17 protein-coding genes are annotated in these 14,980 nt (G+C 61.7%); 6 read left to right on the top strand and 11 right to left on the bottom strand.

All coding sequences use genetic code 11. The annotated features are described in order from the left end of the window. Positions 1-7: 7 nt before the first annotated feature. The 3 genes from Q0844_RS11650 to Q0844_RS11640 form a co-directional block, all read right to left on the bottom strand. Positions 8-775: an HpcH/HpaI aldolase/citrate lyase family protein gene (locus Q0844_RS11650; protein ID WP_299044912.1), complete on the bottom strand. Its 768-nt coding sequence runs from the start codon at positions 773-775 to the stop codon at positions 8-10. A gap of 168 nt (positions 776-943) precedes the next feature. Then, positions 944-1,648, bottom strand: coding sequence for a hypothetical protein (locus tag Q0844_RS11645; RefSeq protein ID WP_299044910.1), 705 nt, complete (start codon positions 1,646-1,648; stop codon positions 944-946). Continuing rightward, positions 1,620-1,901, bottom strand: coding sequence for a hypothetical protein (locus Q0844_RS11640; protein WP_299044908.1), 282 nt, complete (start codon positions 1,899-1,901; stop codon positions 1,620-1,622). The genes Q0844_RS11645 and Q0844_RS11640 overlap by 29 nt, the downstream gene beginning before the upstream one ends. A gap of 175 nt (positions 1,902-2,076) precedes the next feature. On the opposite strand from Q0844_RS11640, the gene Q0844_RS11635 reads away from it, so the two are divergent. The 4 genes from Q0844_RS11635 (at position 2,077) to Q0844_RS11620 (ending at position 5,998) form a co-directional block, all read left to right on the top strand. Continuing rightward, positions 2,077-2,532 carry a hypothetical protein gene (locus tag Q0844_RS11635; RefSeq protein ID WP_299044906.1) on the top strand — a complete coding sequence of 152 codons (456 nt, stop codon included), beginning with the start codon at positions 2,077-2,079 and terminating at the stop codon, positions 2,530-2,532. 160 nt (positions 2,533-2,692) lie between these two features. Continuing rightward, complete coding sequence (locus Q0844_RS11630; RefSeq protein WP_299044904.1) at positions 2,693-3,310, top strand: ribonuclease HII; 618 nt, start codon at positions 2,693-2,695, stop codon at positions 3,308-3,310. A gap of 88 nt (positions 3,311-3,398) precedes the next feature. Continuing rightward, complete coding sequence (locus Q0844_RS11625) at positions 3,399-4,499, top strand: site-specific DNA-methyltransferase (RefSeq protein WP_299044901.1); 1,101 nt, start codon at positions 3,399-3,401, stop codon at positions 4,497-4,499. Positions 4,500-4,630: 131 nt separating this feature from the next. After that, positions 4,631-5,998, top strand: coding sequence for an adenylate/guanylate cyclase domain-containing protein (locus Q0844_RS11620; protein ID WP_299044899.1), 1,368 nt, complete (start codon positions 4,631-4,633; stop codon positions 5,996-5,998). Here the strand turns inward: Q0844_RS11620 and Q0844_RS11615 are convergent. The 3 genes from Q0844_RS11615 to mutY all read right to left on the bottom strand — a co-directional run bounded on the left by Q0844_RS11615 (position 5,947) and on the right by mutY (position 8,841). Beyond that, entirely contained in the window at positions 5,947-6,504 is a 558-nt protein-coding gene (locus Q0844_RS11615; protein WP_299044898.1) for an SRPBCC family protein, read from the bottom strand. The genes Q0844_RS11620 and Q0844_RS11615 overlap by 52 nt on opposite strands. Before the next feature lie 71 nt (positions 6,505-6,575). Next, the gene (locus Q0844_RS11610) at positions 6,576-7,712 is read right to left on the bottom strand and encodes an alkane 1-monooxygenase (protein WP_299044897.1); all 1,137 of its coding nucleotides are present in this window, start codon (positions 7,710-7,712) and stop codon (positions 6,576-6,578) included. An 85-nt stretch (positions 7,713-7,797) separates the two neighbouring features. After that, positions 7,798-8,841, bottom strand: coding sequence for an A/G-specific adenine glycosylase (gene mutY / locus Q0844_RS11605; RefSeq protein WP_299044896.1), 1,044 nt, complete (start codon positions 8,839-8,841; stop codon positions 7,798-7,800). Between the two features lie 82 nt (positions 8,842-8,923). On the opposite strand from mutY, the gene Q0844_RS11600 reads away from it, so the two are divergent. Both Q0844_RS11600 and Q0844_RS11595 read left to right on the top strand, forming a co-directional pair. Then, positions 8,924-9,445, top strand: coding sequence for a DciA family protein (locus Q0844_RS11600; RefSeq protein WP_299044895.1), 522 nt, complete (start codon positions 8,924-8,926; stop codon positions 9,443-9,445). Next, the gene (locus Q0844_RS11595) at positions 9,442-10,137 is read left to right on the top strand and encodes a DsbA family protein (protein ID WP_299044893.1); all 696 of its coding nucleotides are present in this window, start codon (positions 9,442-9,444) and stop codon (positions 10,135-10,137) included. The genes Q0844_RS11600 and Q0844_RS11595 overlap by 4 nt, the downstream gene beginning before the upstream one ends. A 145-nt stretch (positions 10,138-10,282) precedes the next feature. Here Q0844_RS11595 and lpxK read toward each other — a convergent pair whose 3' ends face one another. The 5 genes from lpxK to Q0844_RS11570 form a co-directional block, all read right to left on the bottom strand. Continuing rightward, positions 10,283-11,281 (bottom strand): tetraacyldisaccharide 4'-kinase, encoded by a 999-nt coding sequence (gene lpxK / locus Q0844_RS11590; RefSeq protein WP_299045297.1) that lies wholly within the window; start codon positions 11,279-11,281, stop codon positions 10,283-10,285. Then, positions 11,281-12,501: a glycosyltransferase N-terminal domain-containing protein gene (locus Q0844_RS11585; RefSeq protein WP_299044891.1), complete on the bottom strand. Its 1,221-nt coding sequence runs from the start codon at positions 12,499-12,501 to the stop codon at positions 11,281-11,283. The genes lpxK and Q0844_RS11585 overlap by 1 nt, the downstream gene beginning before the upstream one ends. 7 nt (positions 12,502-12,508) lie before the next feature. After that, positions 12,509-12,751, bottom strand: coding sequence for a DUF4170 domain-containing protein (locus tag Q0844_RS11580; protein WP_299044889.1), 243 nt, complete (start codon positions 12,749-12,751; stop codon positions 12,509-12,511). Positions 12,752-12,823: 72 nt separating this feature from the next. Then, positions 12,824-13,612, bottom strand: a complete 789-nt coding sequence (locus Q0844_RS11575; protein WP_299044887.1) for a 3'(2'),5'-bisphosphate nucleotidase CysQ — start codon at positions 13,610-13,612, stop codon at positions 12,824-12,826. Then, on the bottom strand, positions 13,599-14,948 hold the full coding sequence (locus tag Q0844_RS11570; protein WP_299044885.1) for a TldD/PmbA family protein: 1,350 nt from the start codon (positions 14,946-14,948) through the stop codon (positions 13,599-13,601). Before Q0844_RS11570 ends, Q0844_RS11575 begins: the two co-directional genes overlap by 14 nt. Positions 14,949-14,980: the final 32 nt, after the last annotated feature.

Raw genomic sequence — 14,980 nt, 5'->3', positions numbered from 1 at the left:
CCGGCGCCTATTTCACCCAGCGTTGAGCGAGCTCGCGCAAGCTTTTGGCGAGGATCAGAAGGTCGAGCCCCGTTGCGACGAACCGCGCGCCCCAATCAAGGGCGTCCTGCGTGAATTCGGGCGTCGTGGTGAGGATGCCGGGCGCTTTTCCCGCGGCTTCGATCCGGGCGACAGCGCCCTTGATCGTGGATTGCACGTCGGGGTGGGTGAGTTGGCCCATGTGGCCCATATCCGCGGACAGGTCCGCCGGTCCGATGAACACGCCGTCTATGCCGTCGACCGCAAGGATATCGTCCAGGTTGGCAATGCCTGCCTTGTTTTCGACCTGGATCAGAAGGCAGACCTGTTCATCGGCGGTGGGACCGTAATCGGTGATCGTGCCAAAGCGACTGCACCGTGCCCCGGAATAGCCGACCCCGCGCCCACCTGTGGGCGGGTATCGGACGTCGTGCACGAGTTGCCGTGCCTGTTCGGCGGTCTCGACCATGGGGACCAGCACCGTTTGCGCACCCGCGTCGAGCACCTGCTTGATGATCCATGTCTCGCCCACCGGGACCCGGACGGCGGCGTGGCTGTCGGACGCTTCCAGCGCCATCAACTGCATCCGCATTTTCGATATGTCGTAGGGTGTATGTTCGCCATCGATCAGCAGCCAGTCAAAGCCTGCCGTACCTGCGATTTCGGTCGCGAGCGGGTCACCGAGACTGAGCCAGCAGCCGATGACGGTGTCTCCGTTCTTGAGGGCGGCCTTGAACGGATTGATGGGGGCGGGCATGGGGCGTCTCCTTCGTTTTGGGCACCCTAGACCTGACCTGCCGCGCGTGGCTACTGGTGAAATGAGGCGCATGCGCGCCACGTGATTTTGTATATCTGCTTCCAGCAGATGATGTCTTGGGGCGCTGCCCCAAACCCCGAAGTATTTTCAGCCAGAAGAAGAGAAGAGTCAGAGGACCTTGATGACGTCCTTTTCCACAGCCAGCATGTAGCCACGTCTTGCGATGTTCTTGACCAGAAGTTCGCTGACGATCTGGTTGCCGAGCGTGTCGCGCAGGCGTTTGATGCGTGTCGCGCCTGCGGCTTCTTCGCAATCGGCGGCGCTGCGGCCTGAGATGACCCCTTCGATTTCGGAGCCGGACAGGACGTCGTCATCCATCCGCGCCTCTGCCAGGACCGACATGGTTTCCATGGCGGCGTCTGTCAGTTTGAAGCCGAGGTTGTTGAGGTAGACGGTGTTTTCCTCGCGGCTGATGAGGAGTGAATTGACCTGAATGCCGGCCCGTTCGATCTGGGCCATGCGGCGGTTGAAGCCGACCAGCAGCAGCAGGAAGACAAGGGCCGCGATCATCATGCCGGTGGCAAAGACCAGCAGGACAAAGATGACCAGCCGGTAGCTGGCGAGTGTGTCCGAGAAGGCGGTGCCGGACTGGGCGAGGATTTCCAGCAGCTTGATTTCGGCCTGGCTGGTCAGGTCGGCGTTTTCGATGAACATCCGTTCGACGCGGGCATCGAAGGCACCGGCGTCGGGCAGGGTGAAGAAGAGGAGTGCGGCCGCGAGGACCAGCAGCAGGACGATGCCCGCGATCCCGAAGACCACGAGCCGCCCGCCGGTGCGCCGCATGTCAGAAGCGGAGGTAGTATTGTCCTGCACTGGCTTTCCTTTGATCGAGACCTTCGGGTCCAAACACGGACTGAACCTGGAGCAATGTCCAGCCTTGTGCAGCAAGTCGTGAACGGAGTTGTCCGGTTGCATTGCCTGCCGAGCAGGCGCCCGAGATTTGCGCGACGCCGTAGTGCAGGCGCAGCGGGTTGTCCTGTTTGGCCTTGTAATCGGCAAAGCACTGGGCCTGTGCGGTCCCGGCCAGCGCCATGATCAAGGCGAATGTGATGGTGATCTGTTTCATGGCCTCAACCTGCGCCGGACGCAGGAGATATTCAATAACCACAAGGGCCTGATGTGCGCGTTATTCGATAGCACGGGGGCGATATTGCCTGTCCGGCGGGGCCCACCCCAGTTTGAGGACAGCGCCGACAACTGCTTGGCCGACCTCGTAAACGTTATCTTGGAAAGGACACCCCATGACCCTTCGTATTCACCGCCAGTTCATTGGCACCATTGCTGCCGCTGCCATTGCCATCACCGGTTTTTCTGCCGCCCCCGCCCGGGCTGGCGACGACGAAGTGGCGGCGGCCCTTGCTGCGTTGCTGGGGCTGGCCGTCGTGGGGGCCGTCATCCATGAAAAGAAGAAGGACAAGAAGAAACGGCACACAGTTCACACGCCGGTTCACCCCAAACCCAAGCCGTTGCCCAAGCGCGTAAACCGCAAGCTGCTTCCGCAGCATTGCCTGCGCAGCTTCCATACCGAACAGGGCAATCGTCGACTGTTTGGACAACGCTGCCTGCACAAGCACTACAGGCATGTGGATAGTCTGCCGTATCGCTGCCACCGCGAAGTCTATACCCACCGGGGTTGGCGCCAGGGGTACAGCGCCCGCTGCCTGAGCCGGCATGGGTTCCAATTGGCCCGTCACTAAGAGCGGGCAACCGGACCATGCCACATGGTCCACCTTGCAAGGGGCGGTGTTCGGGCACCGCCCTTTTTTGTTGCGGTGCTGGAACGTGTTTGCACTTTCGCCCGCAAAATGTGTTCTGTGCCTCCGGCGGTCGTATTTTTGGTCAGAAGAAACAGGTGGCGTGGTGCCAGATTTCAAATTCGAAGCGCGTGTCGGTGGGCGTGTGGCAGGTGTGGACGAGGTTGGCCGGGGTCCCCTGGCCGGGCCGGTGACGGCGGCGGCCGTGGTGTTGGATCCACAGGCCATTCCCCCTGGATTGGACGATTCAAAGAAATTGTCGGTTCGCAGACGTGAGACTGTGTTGGATGCAATTCTAGCCTCCGCGGATGTGTCCGTAGCGCATGCTTCGGTACGCGAGATCGAAGAGCTGAACATTCTGCGCGCGTCGCATTTGGCGATGGAGCGGGCGGTGGCCGGGCTGCGACGGTCCCCGGATCACGCGTTGGTTGATGGAACGATGGTGCCGCGTGACTTGGCCGTTCCGGCCACGCCGGTCGTGCGCGGCGACGCCCGTTCGCTCAGCATCGCGGCGGCCTCAATTGTGGCCAAAATATGTCGCGATCGGATCATGGTGGATTTGGCGCAACAGCACCCCGGCTATGGCTGGGAAACCAACATGGGATATCCGTCAAAAAGCCACAGGTTGGCGCTGGAAAATCTTGGGGTGACCCCACACCATAGACGAACCTTCAAACCCGTCCACAACATCTTGTATCAAGAAAAAATCATAAGTGACTGATTCAAAAAAGAATTTGACGGCGAATCGGCTATGACTCATCTTGAAGCCAACCAACGAGTGCAAAATGCACCGGGGACAGAGGCAGACGATGACGAAACATGTAAAGGGCGCCGAGGCGCTTCCCTTGAACCAGATCCTTGCGGGGGATTGCATTGATGTGATGAACAGCCTGCCGGCTGGCAGCGTTGATCTGATCTTTGCCGACCCGCCCTATAATCTGCAGCTGAAAGGCGAATTGCATCGCCCCGACAATTCCAAGGTCGACGCGGTCGACGATCACTGGGACCAGTTCAATTCGTTCCGTGCCTATGACGCGTTCACGACGGCCTGGCTGAAGGCTGCGCGTCGGTTGCTGAAACCCAATGGCGCGATCTGGGTGATCGGCAGCTATCACAACATCTTCCGTGTTGGTGCCGCCTTGCAGAACGAAGGATTCTGGATCCTGAACGATGTGGTGTGGCGCAAATCCAACCCGATGCCCAACTTCCGCGGCAAGCGGTTTACCAATGCCCACGAAACGATGATCTGGGCCGGTAAGGATGAGGCCAGCAAATACACCTTCAACTATGACGCGCTGAAGGCGTTGAACGAGGGTATCCAAATGCGCAGCGATTGGGTTCTGCCCATCTGCACCGGTCATGAACGGCTGAAGGACGATCAGGGCGACAAGGCGCATCCGACGCAAAAACCAGAAAGCCTGTTGCATCGCGTTCTGGTTGGGTCGACCAACCCGGGTGATGTCATCCTTGATCCGTTCTTTGGCACCGGAACCACGGGTGCTGTTGCCAAGATGCTGGGGCGCGACTTTATCGGGATCGAACGGGAAGCGGCCTATCGCAAGGTAGCCGAGAAACGTATCGCCAATGTCCGCAAGTTCGACAAGGAAGCGTTGACAGTTTCGGCCTCCAAGCGGGCGCAGCCACGTGTGCCCTTTGGCCAGCTGGTCGAACGCGGGATGCTGCGTCCGGGCGAAGAGCTGTATTCCATGAACCGCCGTCACAAGGCCAAGGTCCGTGCCGATGGCACGTTGATCGGTGACGACATCAAGGGATCGATCCACCAGGTGGGTGCCCATCTTGAAGGCGCGCCCAGCTGCAACGGTTGGACCTACTGGTGCTTCAAAAAGGACGGTCAGACCGTGCCCATTGATGTGCTCCGCCAGCAAATCCGGTCGGAAATGCACGACTGAACCAAGGTTTACCCCCACACCGCCAGGTGCCTGCGGCCTTACACAAGGCCTGATCCAAGGCACTGCACCTATGCCCCGCCTTTTTGGCGGGGCTTTTTTGTTAATCCGGTTTACATTGCGCTCGCAGAGGCATGAGAACAGATGACATGGTTGATATCAGCAGCACCCTGACCACCGCCGGTCGCAATGAAAGCGATGCAGAGATCCCGGCCCACCGTCACGCTCAGGAGGCGTTGGAGCGCAACAAGCGCGAAGGGATGGACCTGGCGGTCAAGGCGCGCATCGGCGCCCTGTCGGTGACGGCGGTCATGCTTGTTTTTCTGAATCCCAACTGGGACGTGACCTGGTACCTTTTCCTGCTGTTTTGCCTGGTTCTGGTTGGTCTGGCGCAGCGCCGCGTGGGCCGCGTTGGCCAGTCTGGGGCCGAGTTGGCGTTGCTGTTTGCTGACCTGCTTTTGATGACGCTGGCCCTGTTGGTGCCCAACCCGTTGCAGGTCGATCCGACACCCACGGCGCTGATCTACAATTTCGAGGTGTTCCAGTACTTCTTTATCATTCTGGCGGCCGGGGTCCTGACCTATTCGTGGCGCACAATTATTGCGATTGGCAACTGGACCATGGCGATGTGGTTGCTGGGGACGTTATGTGTCTGGTGGTTTGGCCGGACCTTTCCCGAGTTGACGGATGCCGCACATGCAATGTTTCCGAACAACCCCGATCTGGCCCGCCAGTTTGACCCCAACAACGTGAATTGGGACCTTCGGTTTCAGCAAGTCGTCGTGTTTGTGGTCGTGGCTGTGATCCTTGCCGTGGCGGTACGTCGCTATCAGAACCTTGTCCTTGACAGTGCCGAAATGGCGCGGGAGCGCACGAACCTGGCCCGCTATTTTTCTCCGACGATGGTCGAGGAACTGTCGACCAAAGATGAACCGCTGGGACAGATCCGCAGCCACGATGCGGCGGTGCTGTTTGTCGATATCGTCGGGTTCACGGCCTATTCGGACGGGCGTCCGGCGCAAGAGGTGATCGAAACGCTGCGCGCCTTTCACGCCCGGATGGAAAGCGAGGTGTTCGCCCATGGCGGTACGCTTGACAAGTACCTGGGCGACGGGCTGATGGCGACCTTCGGGACACCCTTGCCGCTTGAAGATGACGCGGTTCGTGCTGTGGCCTGCGTGCGGGCGATGGTGGACCGGATGCAGGCCCTGAACGTGGCGCGCCGGGCCGACAACCTGCCCGAGATCGATGCGCGGTTTGGATTGCATTTCGGCCCCGTGGTGCTGGGTGACATCGGAGCCAACCGGCTGGAGTTCGCCGTTCTGGGCGATACGGTGAATGTAGCCAGCCGACTGGAGGCGATGACCCGCAGTCTGGACGTGCGGGCGATTGTCAGTGATGCCACCATTGCGGCAGCAGGCGACAGCGACGGTTTTCGCCGCGCACCGGATCAAGAGGTGCGGGGGGTGACCGATCCACTGGCGGTCTGGGTGCTGGACTGACCGGTGATCCGCGTGACGTTCTGCATCCCCTCGTTCATGTAACGTTGCCAGAAAAGGGCGATGATGGCCTTGGCCAGCGGCCGCGCCAGCGCGTGGGTCGGCCGAAACTGGTAGGTCCACGTGATGCGCGTGTGGGCACCCTTGTCTTCGAACAGCCAATGCCCCTGTGCCTCGCTGACCAGCCAACTGAGCGGTCCGGTAAACCCGGACACCGTGTATCCGAACTGCGCGATTGCCTGTGCAGGTTGTCCGCCTGTGGGGTCACTGTGCGTGATCTCTTCGCGTACGCGCATGCCGTCGGCCAACACGACGGTGCGTGATTTGCCGACGGTATCCCAGCGGCCATCCTGGTCTTCGACCGCTACAACGGCTGGTATTGGCCCTTTGGGATTGGGAAAGACTTCAGGCAGTTTTATCGGGACAAACCGGTCCCATACCTCGGCCAGGGCTCCTTGCGCCGTTCCTGTTACAACTGCTTTGGGTCCACTGTCGGTGTCGATATCCATGTCGTATCCCATCCTAGAGTGGAGGGATATTTGGTACGATATTCGTATTTATTCAAGATCGGCTGAATGTGTTACCGCGGCAACGGATTTGCAGCTTTGTTATAAGCTGCCCAATCGGTGATCTCGGGATAGTACATCTCCCGCCACTTCTGCACACGGGGGTTCATCACGCGCTTCCAGATCTTTGGCATCATCGCCGCGATGGTCATCACCGGATACCCATAGGGAAGCTGGGGCGCGTCCGCTTCGGTGTAGTTCTGCAGGACCGGGAACCGGCGGTCGGGTTTGTAGTGATGGTCCGAGTGGCGTTGCAGGTTGATCAGCAACCAGTTCGATGCCTTATGGGCGGCGTTCCAGGAATGGCGTGGCTGCACGTGTTCATATTTGCCGTCGCCCAGATGCTTGCGGGTCAGGCCGTAGTGTTCGATGTAGTTGACCAGTTCCAGTTGCCAGATGGCGACTCCGGCTTGCAGGACAAACAGGCCCACGCCCACCCAACCGCCAAGGGCAAAGGCAAGAAGGAAGCACACCAGTTGCAGATAGGCGTATTTCCAGAATGGATTTGAACTGTCTGTCGCGGGCAGGTCCTTGCGCGCCAGCATCGCCTTTTCCGCGTTCCATGCGGACAGGAAACATTGTTTGAGCACGCGCGGGTAAAAGCGGTAGAAGGTTTCGTTCATGCGTGCCGTGACCGGGTCGCGCGGCGTGGCGACATAACGGTGGTGCACCAACAGGTGTTCGGACCGGAAATGCGAATACAGCACCATTGCCAGCAGGGCATCCGCCAGCCACCGCTCAAGCTTGTTCTTCTGGTGCATCAGTTCGTGGCTGTAGTTGATGCCAACCGTCCCGGTGATGACACCGACGCCAAAGAAGATCGCCAGTTTTTCCACCGTGTTCAGGTGATCGGCAGGTGCCACATAGGCAATCAGCCCAAACAGCATCAGGAACTGTGCCGGCACCCAGGCGACCGTGATCATGCGGTACCAGAACAGGTCGTCATCCGTGGCCTCAAGATCGGCATTGTCGGTGTTCAGACCCACGGCCAGATCCAGAATTGAGAACATGTACCATGTCACCACGGGCAGCAGAATGACGGTCCAGCCGCCATAGATGGCGCTGACGATCGCCAATGGGATCAGAAGAAAGGACAGGGCAAACGGCAGGGCGTTCTGCATTTTGGCGACGGTTTCCGGGGGCAGGGTCATTCTGGATCGGTTCCTCTGATTGCGCGCGGTCCAGCTTAGAATCACTGGTGCCGAACTGCCAAGCGTGACGCTACGCCGCGTGTCTTCACGTCTGCGCCAGATCGAACGCCTTGCGCATGACCGTGGGCAGGTCCGACGGCCGAAACTGGTCACGCGGCAGAAAGTAACCCCGAGAAGGTTGCGCATCCTCGACTGTGGCAACCATGACATCAAGCAGCAGGTGAAAATGGGTGAAGGTGTGCCGCACTTCGCCGGTCAGCTTGGTCCAGTGCGTGTCAATTGGCGCGCAGTCCGGGCGCGGTTCCGACACATCCAGCCATTCCGTTCCGGGCCATCCCATCATGCCGCCGAGCAGACCCTTTTCCGGGCGCGTTTCCACCAGCCAGGCGCCATCGCTGCGCCGGGCAAGGTATACCGTGCCATGGCGGATTGGTTTCGGCTTTTTCGGTGTCTTCCTGGGCAGGCCAGCGGCGGTGCCCGCGGCCCGCGCCTGGCACGGGTCACGCCACGGGCAGATGCCGCAGGCAGGGGACCTAGGTGAGCAGATTGTGGCCCCGAGGTCCATCACCGCCTGGGCATGATCGCCGGGCCGATCCCGTGGTGTCAGTTGGTCGGCATAAGCGGTGAGGATGGGCTTGGAAGCGGGCAGAGGCGTGTGTTCATCGAACATCCGCGCCATGACGCGTTCGACGTTGCCGTCCACCACCACATGCCGCAGGTCATAGGCGATCGACGCAATCGCGGCAGCGGTGTACGGGCCGATGCCGGGCAATTGCAGAAGGGCGGCGTGATCGGCCGGAAACTGCCCGTCGTGATCCCGGACAACGGCGCGCGCGCATTTCAGCAGGTTGCGCGCGCGGGCATAGTATCCCAGCCCGGCCCATTCGCCCATCACGGCGGCATCATCCGCTGCCGCCAGATCCGCAACCGTGGGCCATCGTGCCATGAAGCGGTTGAAATAGGCGGTGACCGCAGCGACGGTCGTCTGCTGCAACATGATCTCGGACATCCAGACGGCGTAGGGATCAGGGCGCATGCCCGCCTTCTTGTCCTTGGGGCCCACCCGCCAGGGCATGGCGCGGGCATGGACATCATACCAATCCAGAAGGTCGCGGCTGAGGTCACGCAAGAGTTATGGCTTCCTACTTGAGATGGCTGGTGATCACGCCTTGATCCGTTATGATCACGCATCAGTGAGAGGGAACATAGCCATGGTCGCGCGGCGTGCCAGTACAAAAGGGTTCAGGCGGACAGCGTCACTGCTGACCGGACAGATTCGACACGCCAGCGAAAGCCGCGGATTCGCCCAAAGCCGTTTGCTGACCGACTGGGCCGAGGTTGCGGGCACCGACGTAGCGGCCATCGCCCGTCCGGTCGAGGTGAGCTATGGCCGGGGCGGCATGGGCGCGACGCTGACCTTGCTGACCACGGGCGCGCAGGCTCCGATGCTGGAGATGCAGAAGGAACAGCTGCGCGAACGGGTGAATGCCGTCTATGGCTACAATGCAATTGCGCGCATTCGGATCACCCAGACCGCCGCGACCGGGTTTGCGGACGGGCAGGTCGCATTTGATCATCGCCCGAAGGATCAAGGCCCCATGATGCCGGAACCGGAAATGACCGCAGCCGCCGGGCAGGTTGTCGCCCCGGTCGAAGATGAGACATTGCGCGCCGCCCTTGAACGGCTGGGCGCACATATCCTGACAAAAGAAAAACAAGGAACACGCACATGAACCGTATTGTTGCCATCCTCGCCGTCGTGATCGGTGTGGGCGGGTATGTCTTTTGGAGCACGATGCAATCGGGTCCGTCGACCCAGCAACAGGCCCAGGCCGAACGTCTCTTGGGCGCCGCCAACGCACAGGAAGCTGCCAGTGAGATCGACACCTCGACGGTGGTCGACATGCAATTGGGCAATCCCGATGCGCCGGTGACGGTCATTGAATATGCCAGCTATACCTGCCCGCACTGCGCCAGCTTCCATGCCGGGGCCTACAAGCAGCTCAAGGCGGATTACATCGACACCGGCAAGGTCAACTTTATCTATCGCGAAGTGTATTTTGACCGGTTCGGCCTGTGGGCATCCGCCATTGCGCGCTGTGCCGGTACGCCGGAAACCTTCTTTGGCATCACCGACATGCTGTATGCAAGCCAGTCGGAATGGGCGCGTGCGGGTGGCGGCGACCCGGCCCAGATCGCCGACGAGTTGCGCAAGATCGGTCGCCTTGCCGGCCTCGAAGGAGACATGCTTGAGGCATGCCTGACGGATGCGGACAACCTGCGCACGCTGGTTGCGTGGTACCAGCAAAACGCAGCTGAAGACGGGATCAATTCGACCCCCAGCTTTGTCATCAACGGGACCAAGTACAACAACATGGCCTATTCCGAGATGTCGCGCCTGATCGACGAGGCGGCAGGAAGCTGACGCTGTGACACGACATGCATCAACGCCCGGCTTATGGTCGGGCGTCTTGCGTTGTGGTGTGCCGTCGGGTTGACGCGCATGCGCGCGACACGATGTTTTGCATCCGCGTCCCGCGGCTGCGATTGTGCCTCCGGCGGTCGTATTTTCAGTCGGAAGAAACACCTGGACCAAGAGCGCCGAGGGCACTGTCCAGCAGTTCGGGATTGGTGAAGTGCAGACGGACGGGCAAGGTTACGACGCTTTGCCGGAATGCAGGGGGCAGGCGCACAGCGTCCTTTTCCGTTGTGACCAGTTGTGCGCCTGCAAGTCGGGCATCGCGTTCCAGCCGGGTGAGGAAGGCCGTACCCGGTGTTTCGTGATCCCCCAGTGCTTCGGTGCGGATCAGTTTGGCCCCGAGGCTGCGCAGCGTATCGAAGAATTTCTCCGGGCGCCCGATCCCTGCAAAGGCGATCATTGGCATGCCCGCCCAGGTCATACCTGTTTGAAGTGGCTGCAATTCGGCCCGAACATGGGGCAGCGTATCGGGAAGCGAAGGGGTGTCGAACTGGTCCTGCGCCGCGGCTGATCCGATTGACAGCAACAGGTCTGCGCGGGCCAATCCGGTGGCCACCGGTTCGCGCAGAGGTCCGGCAGGCAGGCACAACCCATTGCCAAACCCGGTTTCGGCATCAACAACGACGATCGAGAGATCATAGGCCAGCGCCGGGTTCTGAAATCCATCATCCAGAACGATGGCAGTGGCCCCGGCTGCAATCGCGGCATCTGCGCCTTCTGCCCGGTCCCGTGCCACCCATGTACGCGCGAAAGCGCTCAGCAAGAGGGGCTCGTCCCCTACCTGGTCGGCGCGGTGCCGGGCCGGGTCAACCTCGAGTGGCCCGGTTTCGCGGCCACCGTAGCCGCGGCTGACGATATGCGGATCGTGGAAGGCGTTGCGCAACCGTTCGACGATGGCCATTACAGTTGGTGTCTTGCCCGTGCCGCCCGCGTTGATGTTTCCAACGCAGATAACGGGCACGGGCAGGTGTTTGCGTGTCCCCCCTGCCAGCCGCCGTGCGGTTGCGTTGGCATAAAGATACCCCAGGGGCGACAGCAGCCGGGCCCGCCAATCGGGGGCGTGTTTCAGCCAGAACCCGGGTGCGCGCATCACGATGCTTCGGGCTTGCGCCCGTCCAGGCGCGATTGAATGAGCGCGATGATACGGTCCAGGCTGTCGGCCCCCCGCGTGACGACGTCCCACCCTGCCATCGCCATCTGTGCCGCGTGATCGGGTGCGATCATTTGGCTGATGGCCCGGCCCAAGGACGCGGTGTCGTTTACAATTCGTGCGGCGCCTGCGTTCATCAGACGGGTGAAGGCATCGACATGCGGCCCGACATTGGGGCCGTAGACAATTGCGGTGCCATGGGCCGCGACGGAATAAGGGTCGCAGACGTCGGATCCGACCCGCATGGATCCCCCCAGAAAGGTGACCGTCGCCACCCGCAGCCACAGGCCCAATTCGGCGTCGTCATCCGCAATCAGAACCTGCGTGTTGTCATCGGGAAAGGTGCCGTCGCCCCAGTTGGCAACTTGCAGGCCCTGTTCGCGGGCCTCTTGTTCGGCGGCCTTGGCGTGGTGCACCTGGGAAAAGTGCAGGATCAGAAGCAGGCGGTGCGACGCTTTGAGCGACAGCTTGTGCGCCGCGAGGATCGTTGAACATTCGGCCTGAGATGTGCGCGCCGAAAGCCATGTCGGCCGCCCCCCCAATGTTGCAGTCAGTTCGGTCAGATCGCTGTCTGCGGCTGGCATCACCTTGCCAAACGGGTGCAGCGGCTCGGCCAGTTCCATGGCGCCGACGGGGCGCCCCATCTGGGCCAGTTTCAGGTGCGCCTCTTCGTTGCGGGCGGTCACGTGGTCGAACTGGGCCAGCAAGGCGCGCGGCACTTCGGACAGCCACCGGTCGCGGCGTCCGTCAAACCCGTCCCTGGCGGCATCAACAAGCATCAGGTGCGCGCCGCTTTCTGCCGTCGACAGGATCAGGTTCGGGCGCAAATCGCCCCAGGCCCACACCGCAACGTCGGGCGCCCAATGGGCCACAAATGCATCGGTCACAACGGGATGGTCGGACGGCAGTGTTTCGTGCCAGATGTCATCGGCGCCGCGGTCGCCAAAATGGTCTTGGGCTGCGGTCAGCAGCACCTGACAGCCGGGTCGCATGAACACCAGGCGATGGGCAAGGTCGTTGAGCGCGCGGTTGTTGCCCGGTTCGGCGGCATGTATCCAAACCAGTTCGCCCTCTGGCCGGTCGCGTGCAGGAACAAAATCCGGCGGTTTGCGCCGTCCCGACAATGTGCGATAGGCCGTCAGCCCCAGTGAACCGCGCACCCGGGCGTCAGCCCAGTTCTTCGGTTGTGGCGGTTTCGCTTTCTTCGTCCCGCAACCGGTGCAGGTGGGCGATGTAGTACCGCATATGCGCGTTGTCCACGGTACGCTGTGCTTCGGATTTCCATGCGTCATAGGCCGCCTGGTAATTTGGAAAGATCCCGACGATGTGCAGGTCGTCCACATCCTTGAACACGTTGCGGGACGGGTCGACCAGTTCGCCACCAAAGACGAGGTGCAGGCGCTGTGTCATCGCATTTTCCTTTGATTATGTGCGGGGCGTCCGGGGCGCAGTTTGCGCATATGGGTCGGGGGGTCAAGAAGATCAGGCCGCGCGACCAGGTCCCAACCGGTTGACCAGCGCACCGTGCAGACGAGGCCCAGCCGCCACTACCCCGTTCAGCGCCGGATGGGCATTGTTGAACCTCAGCGGCGCGCCCGTGCGGTCGGTGATCTTGCCACCGGCCTCTGACACGATCAGCGCGCCCGCCGCGATATCCCATTCCCAGCTTGGCCGCAGGGTCAGCATTCCGTCAAACCGCCCTTCACCCACAAGCGACAGCCGATAGGCCAGCGATGGCCTGTAGTGCCGTTCGACGGGTGGGGGGCCATCGCGCCAGTGCCTGTCGTGGAAACTGGGTCGCGCGGCCAGCACGGTACTGTCTGGCTGCATTTCATTCGTTGTGGCGCGCAGTGGCGCCCCGTTCAGCGTGGCCCCGACGCCCTGGCCCGCTGCGTACAGCTTGTGCCGCAGCGGCAGGTAGATGGCCGCCGCGGTGATCTGCCGTTTGTGCGCCACGGCGATGGAAATTGCCCAGGTCCGCCCCCCTTCGACAAAGCTGCGGGTACCGTCGATCGGGTCGATGATGAACAGGGTGTCTGCTGACAGGCGCGCGTCGTTGTCCTCGGTTTCCTCCGACAACCAGCCATAATCCGGGCGGGCCAGGCGCAGGGTAGACTGCAACGCGTCATTCACCGCAAGGTCGGCTTCGGTTACGGGGCCAGCATCGTCTGGCTTGTCCCAACGGGCCGCTGTCGGACCGGCAAAGCTGGTCGCGACGCGTCCTGCGACCCGGGCCGCATCGATCAGCAAGGGCAAATCAGCTGCCGGCAAGGGTCATTCCGGGGATCAACAGCGACGGCACCACCCGGCTCAGATGCGGGCGGGCATCATTTGCAGGCACAATGCGGCGCAGCATGTCCAGCAGGGTCCCCGCAATGGTGCATTCGTTTACGGGATAAGCGATTTCGCCATCTTCCACCCACATGCCTGCAGTCCCACGGGAATAGTCGCCCGTGTTGGGGTTGATGGTGGCACCGATCATCGAAGTGACCAGCAAGCCGGTGCCCATGTCGCGGATCAGGTCGTCGCGCGTGGCGCTGCCCGCATCAAGTGCAATGTTCCAGTTTGACGGGCTTGGCGGGGCCGAGGTGCCGCGTGCGGCATTCCCGGTAGGTGCCATGCCCAGTTTGCGCGCATTCGCCAAATCCAGCGTCCAACCGGTCAATACCCCATCCTCCACGATCAGGCGGCGTTGCGTGCGCAGCCCTTCGGCATCGAACGGGCGCGACCCGGGGGTACGCGGAAGACAGGGGTCTTCGACCAGGTTCAGACCCTCAGGCAAGACTTGTCGGCCCAGATGATCCCGCAGCCATGACGACCCGCGCGATACGCTTGACCCGTTGGCGGCCGCCAGAAGATGGCCGATCAAGGATGACGATATCCGTTCGTCAAACACTACGGGGAACGTACCGGTGGGCGGTTTGCGTGCGCCGACGCGTTCGACCGTGCGCATTCCGGCTTCGGTCCCGATGTCTTCGGCGCTGCGCAAATCGGACTGAAAGATGCGACTGTCACCGCTATAGTCCCGCTCCATACCTGTGCCGGTGCCCGCGATGGCCACACAGCTCAGCCCGCGGTCCGTGCGGCGATAGCCCCCGGAAAACCCGTTGCTCGCGGCAAGCCAGATATCGCGCGCGCCATAACCGGCCGAGGATTGCTGAACCTGTGTCACGCCCGCGACCTGCATGGCCGCAGCTTCGGCGGCCATCGCATCGGCTTGCAGGTCTTCGGCCGCGGGTTCCGCAGTTGTGTCGTTCAGTTCCAGCGCCTCCACGTCCCAGGATGTGGTCAGCTGATCCGGGTCGGCCAGACCGGCATAGGGATCATCCGGTGCCTCGGCCGCCATCGCGACGGCGCGCATGGCCATTTCCTCGACCGTGCGGTCACTGGTGTCAGACGCGGACACATTGGCCTGTTTTTGACCCACAAACACACGCAGACCGATATCGATCGCCTCGGACCGTTCAGCCTGTTCCAGCGCGCCTGCGCGCACATCCACCGACACCGATGTGCCCTGTACGGCCATGGCGTCTGCGGCATCGGCGCCCGCGGATTTGGCCGCCTTCAAAAGGCGTTCGGTCAAGGTGGACAGATCGGAAGGGGTCATGTGTCTGCTCCGCATGCTTGCGCTTTCAGGTA

Origin of the sequence: uncultured Tateyamaria sp. (assembly GCF_947503465.1) — a bacterium.
Taxonomy (GTDB): Bacteria; Pseudomonadota; Alphaproteobacteria; order Rhodobacterales; family Rhodobacteraceae; genus Tateyamaria.
Note: the sequence above shows the minus strand (reverse complement) of the source record. Positions and strands in the feature narration are given on the sequence as shown.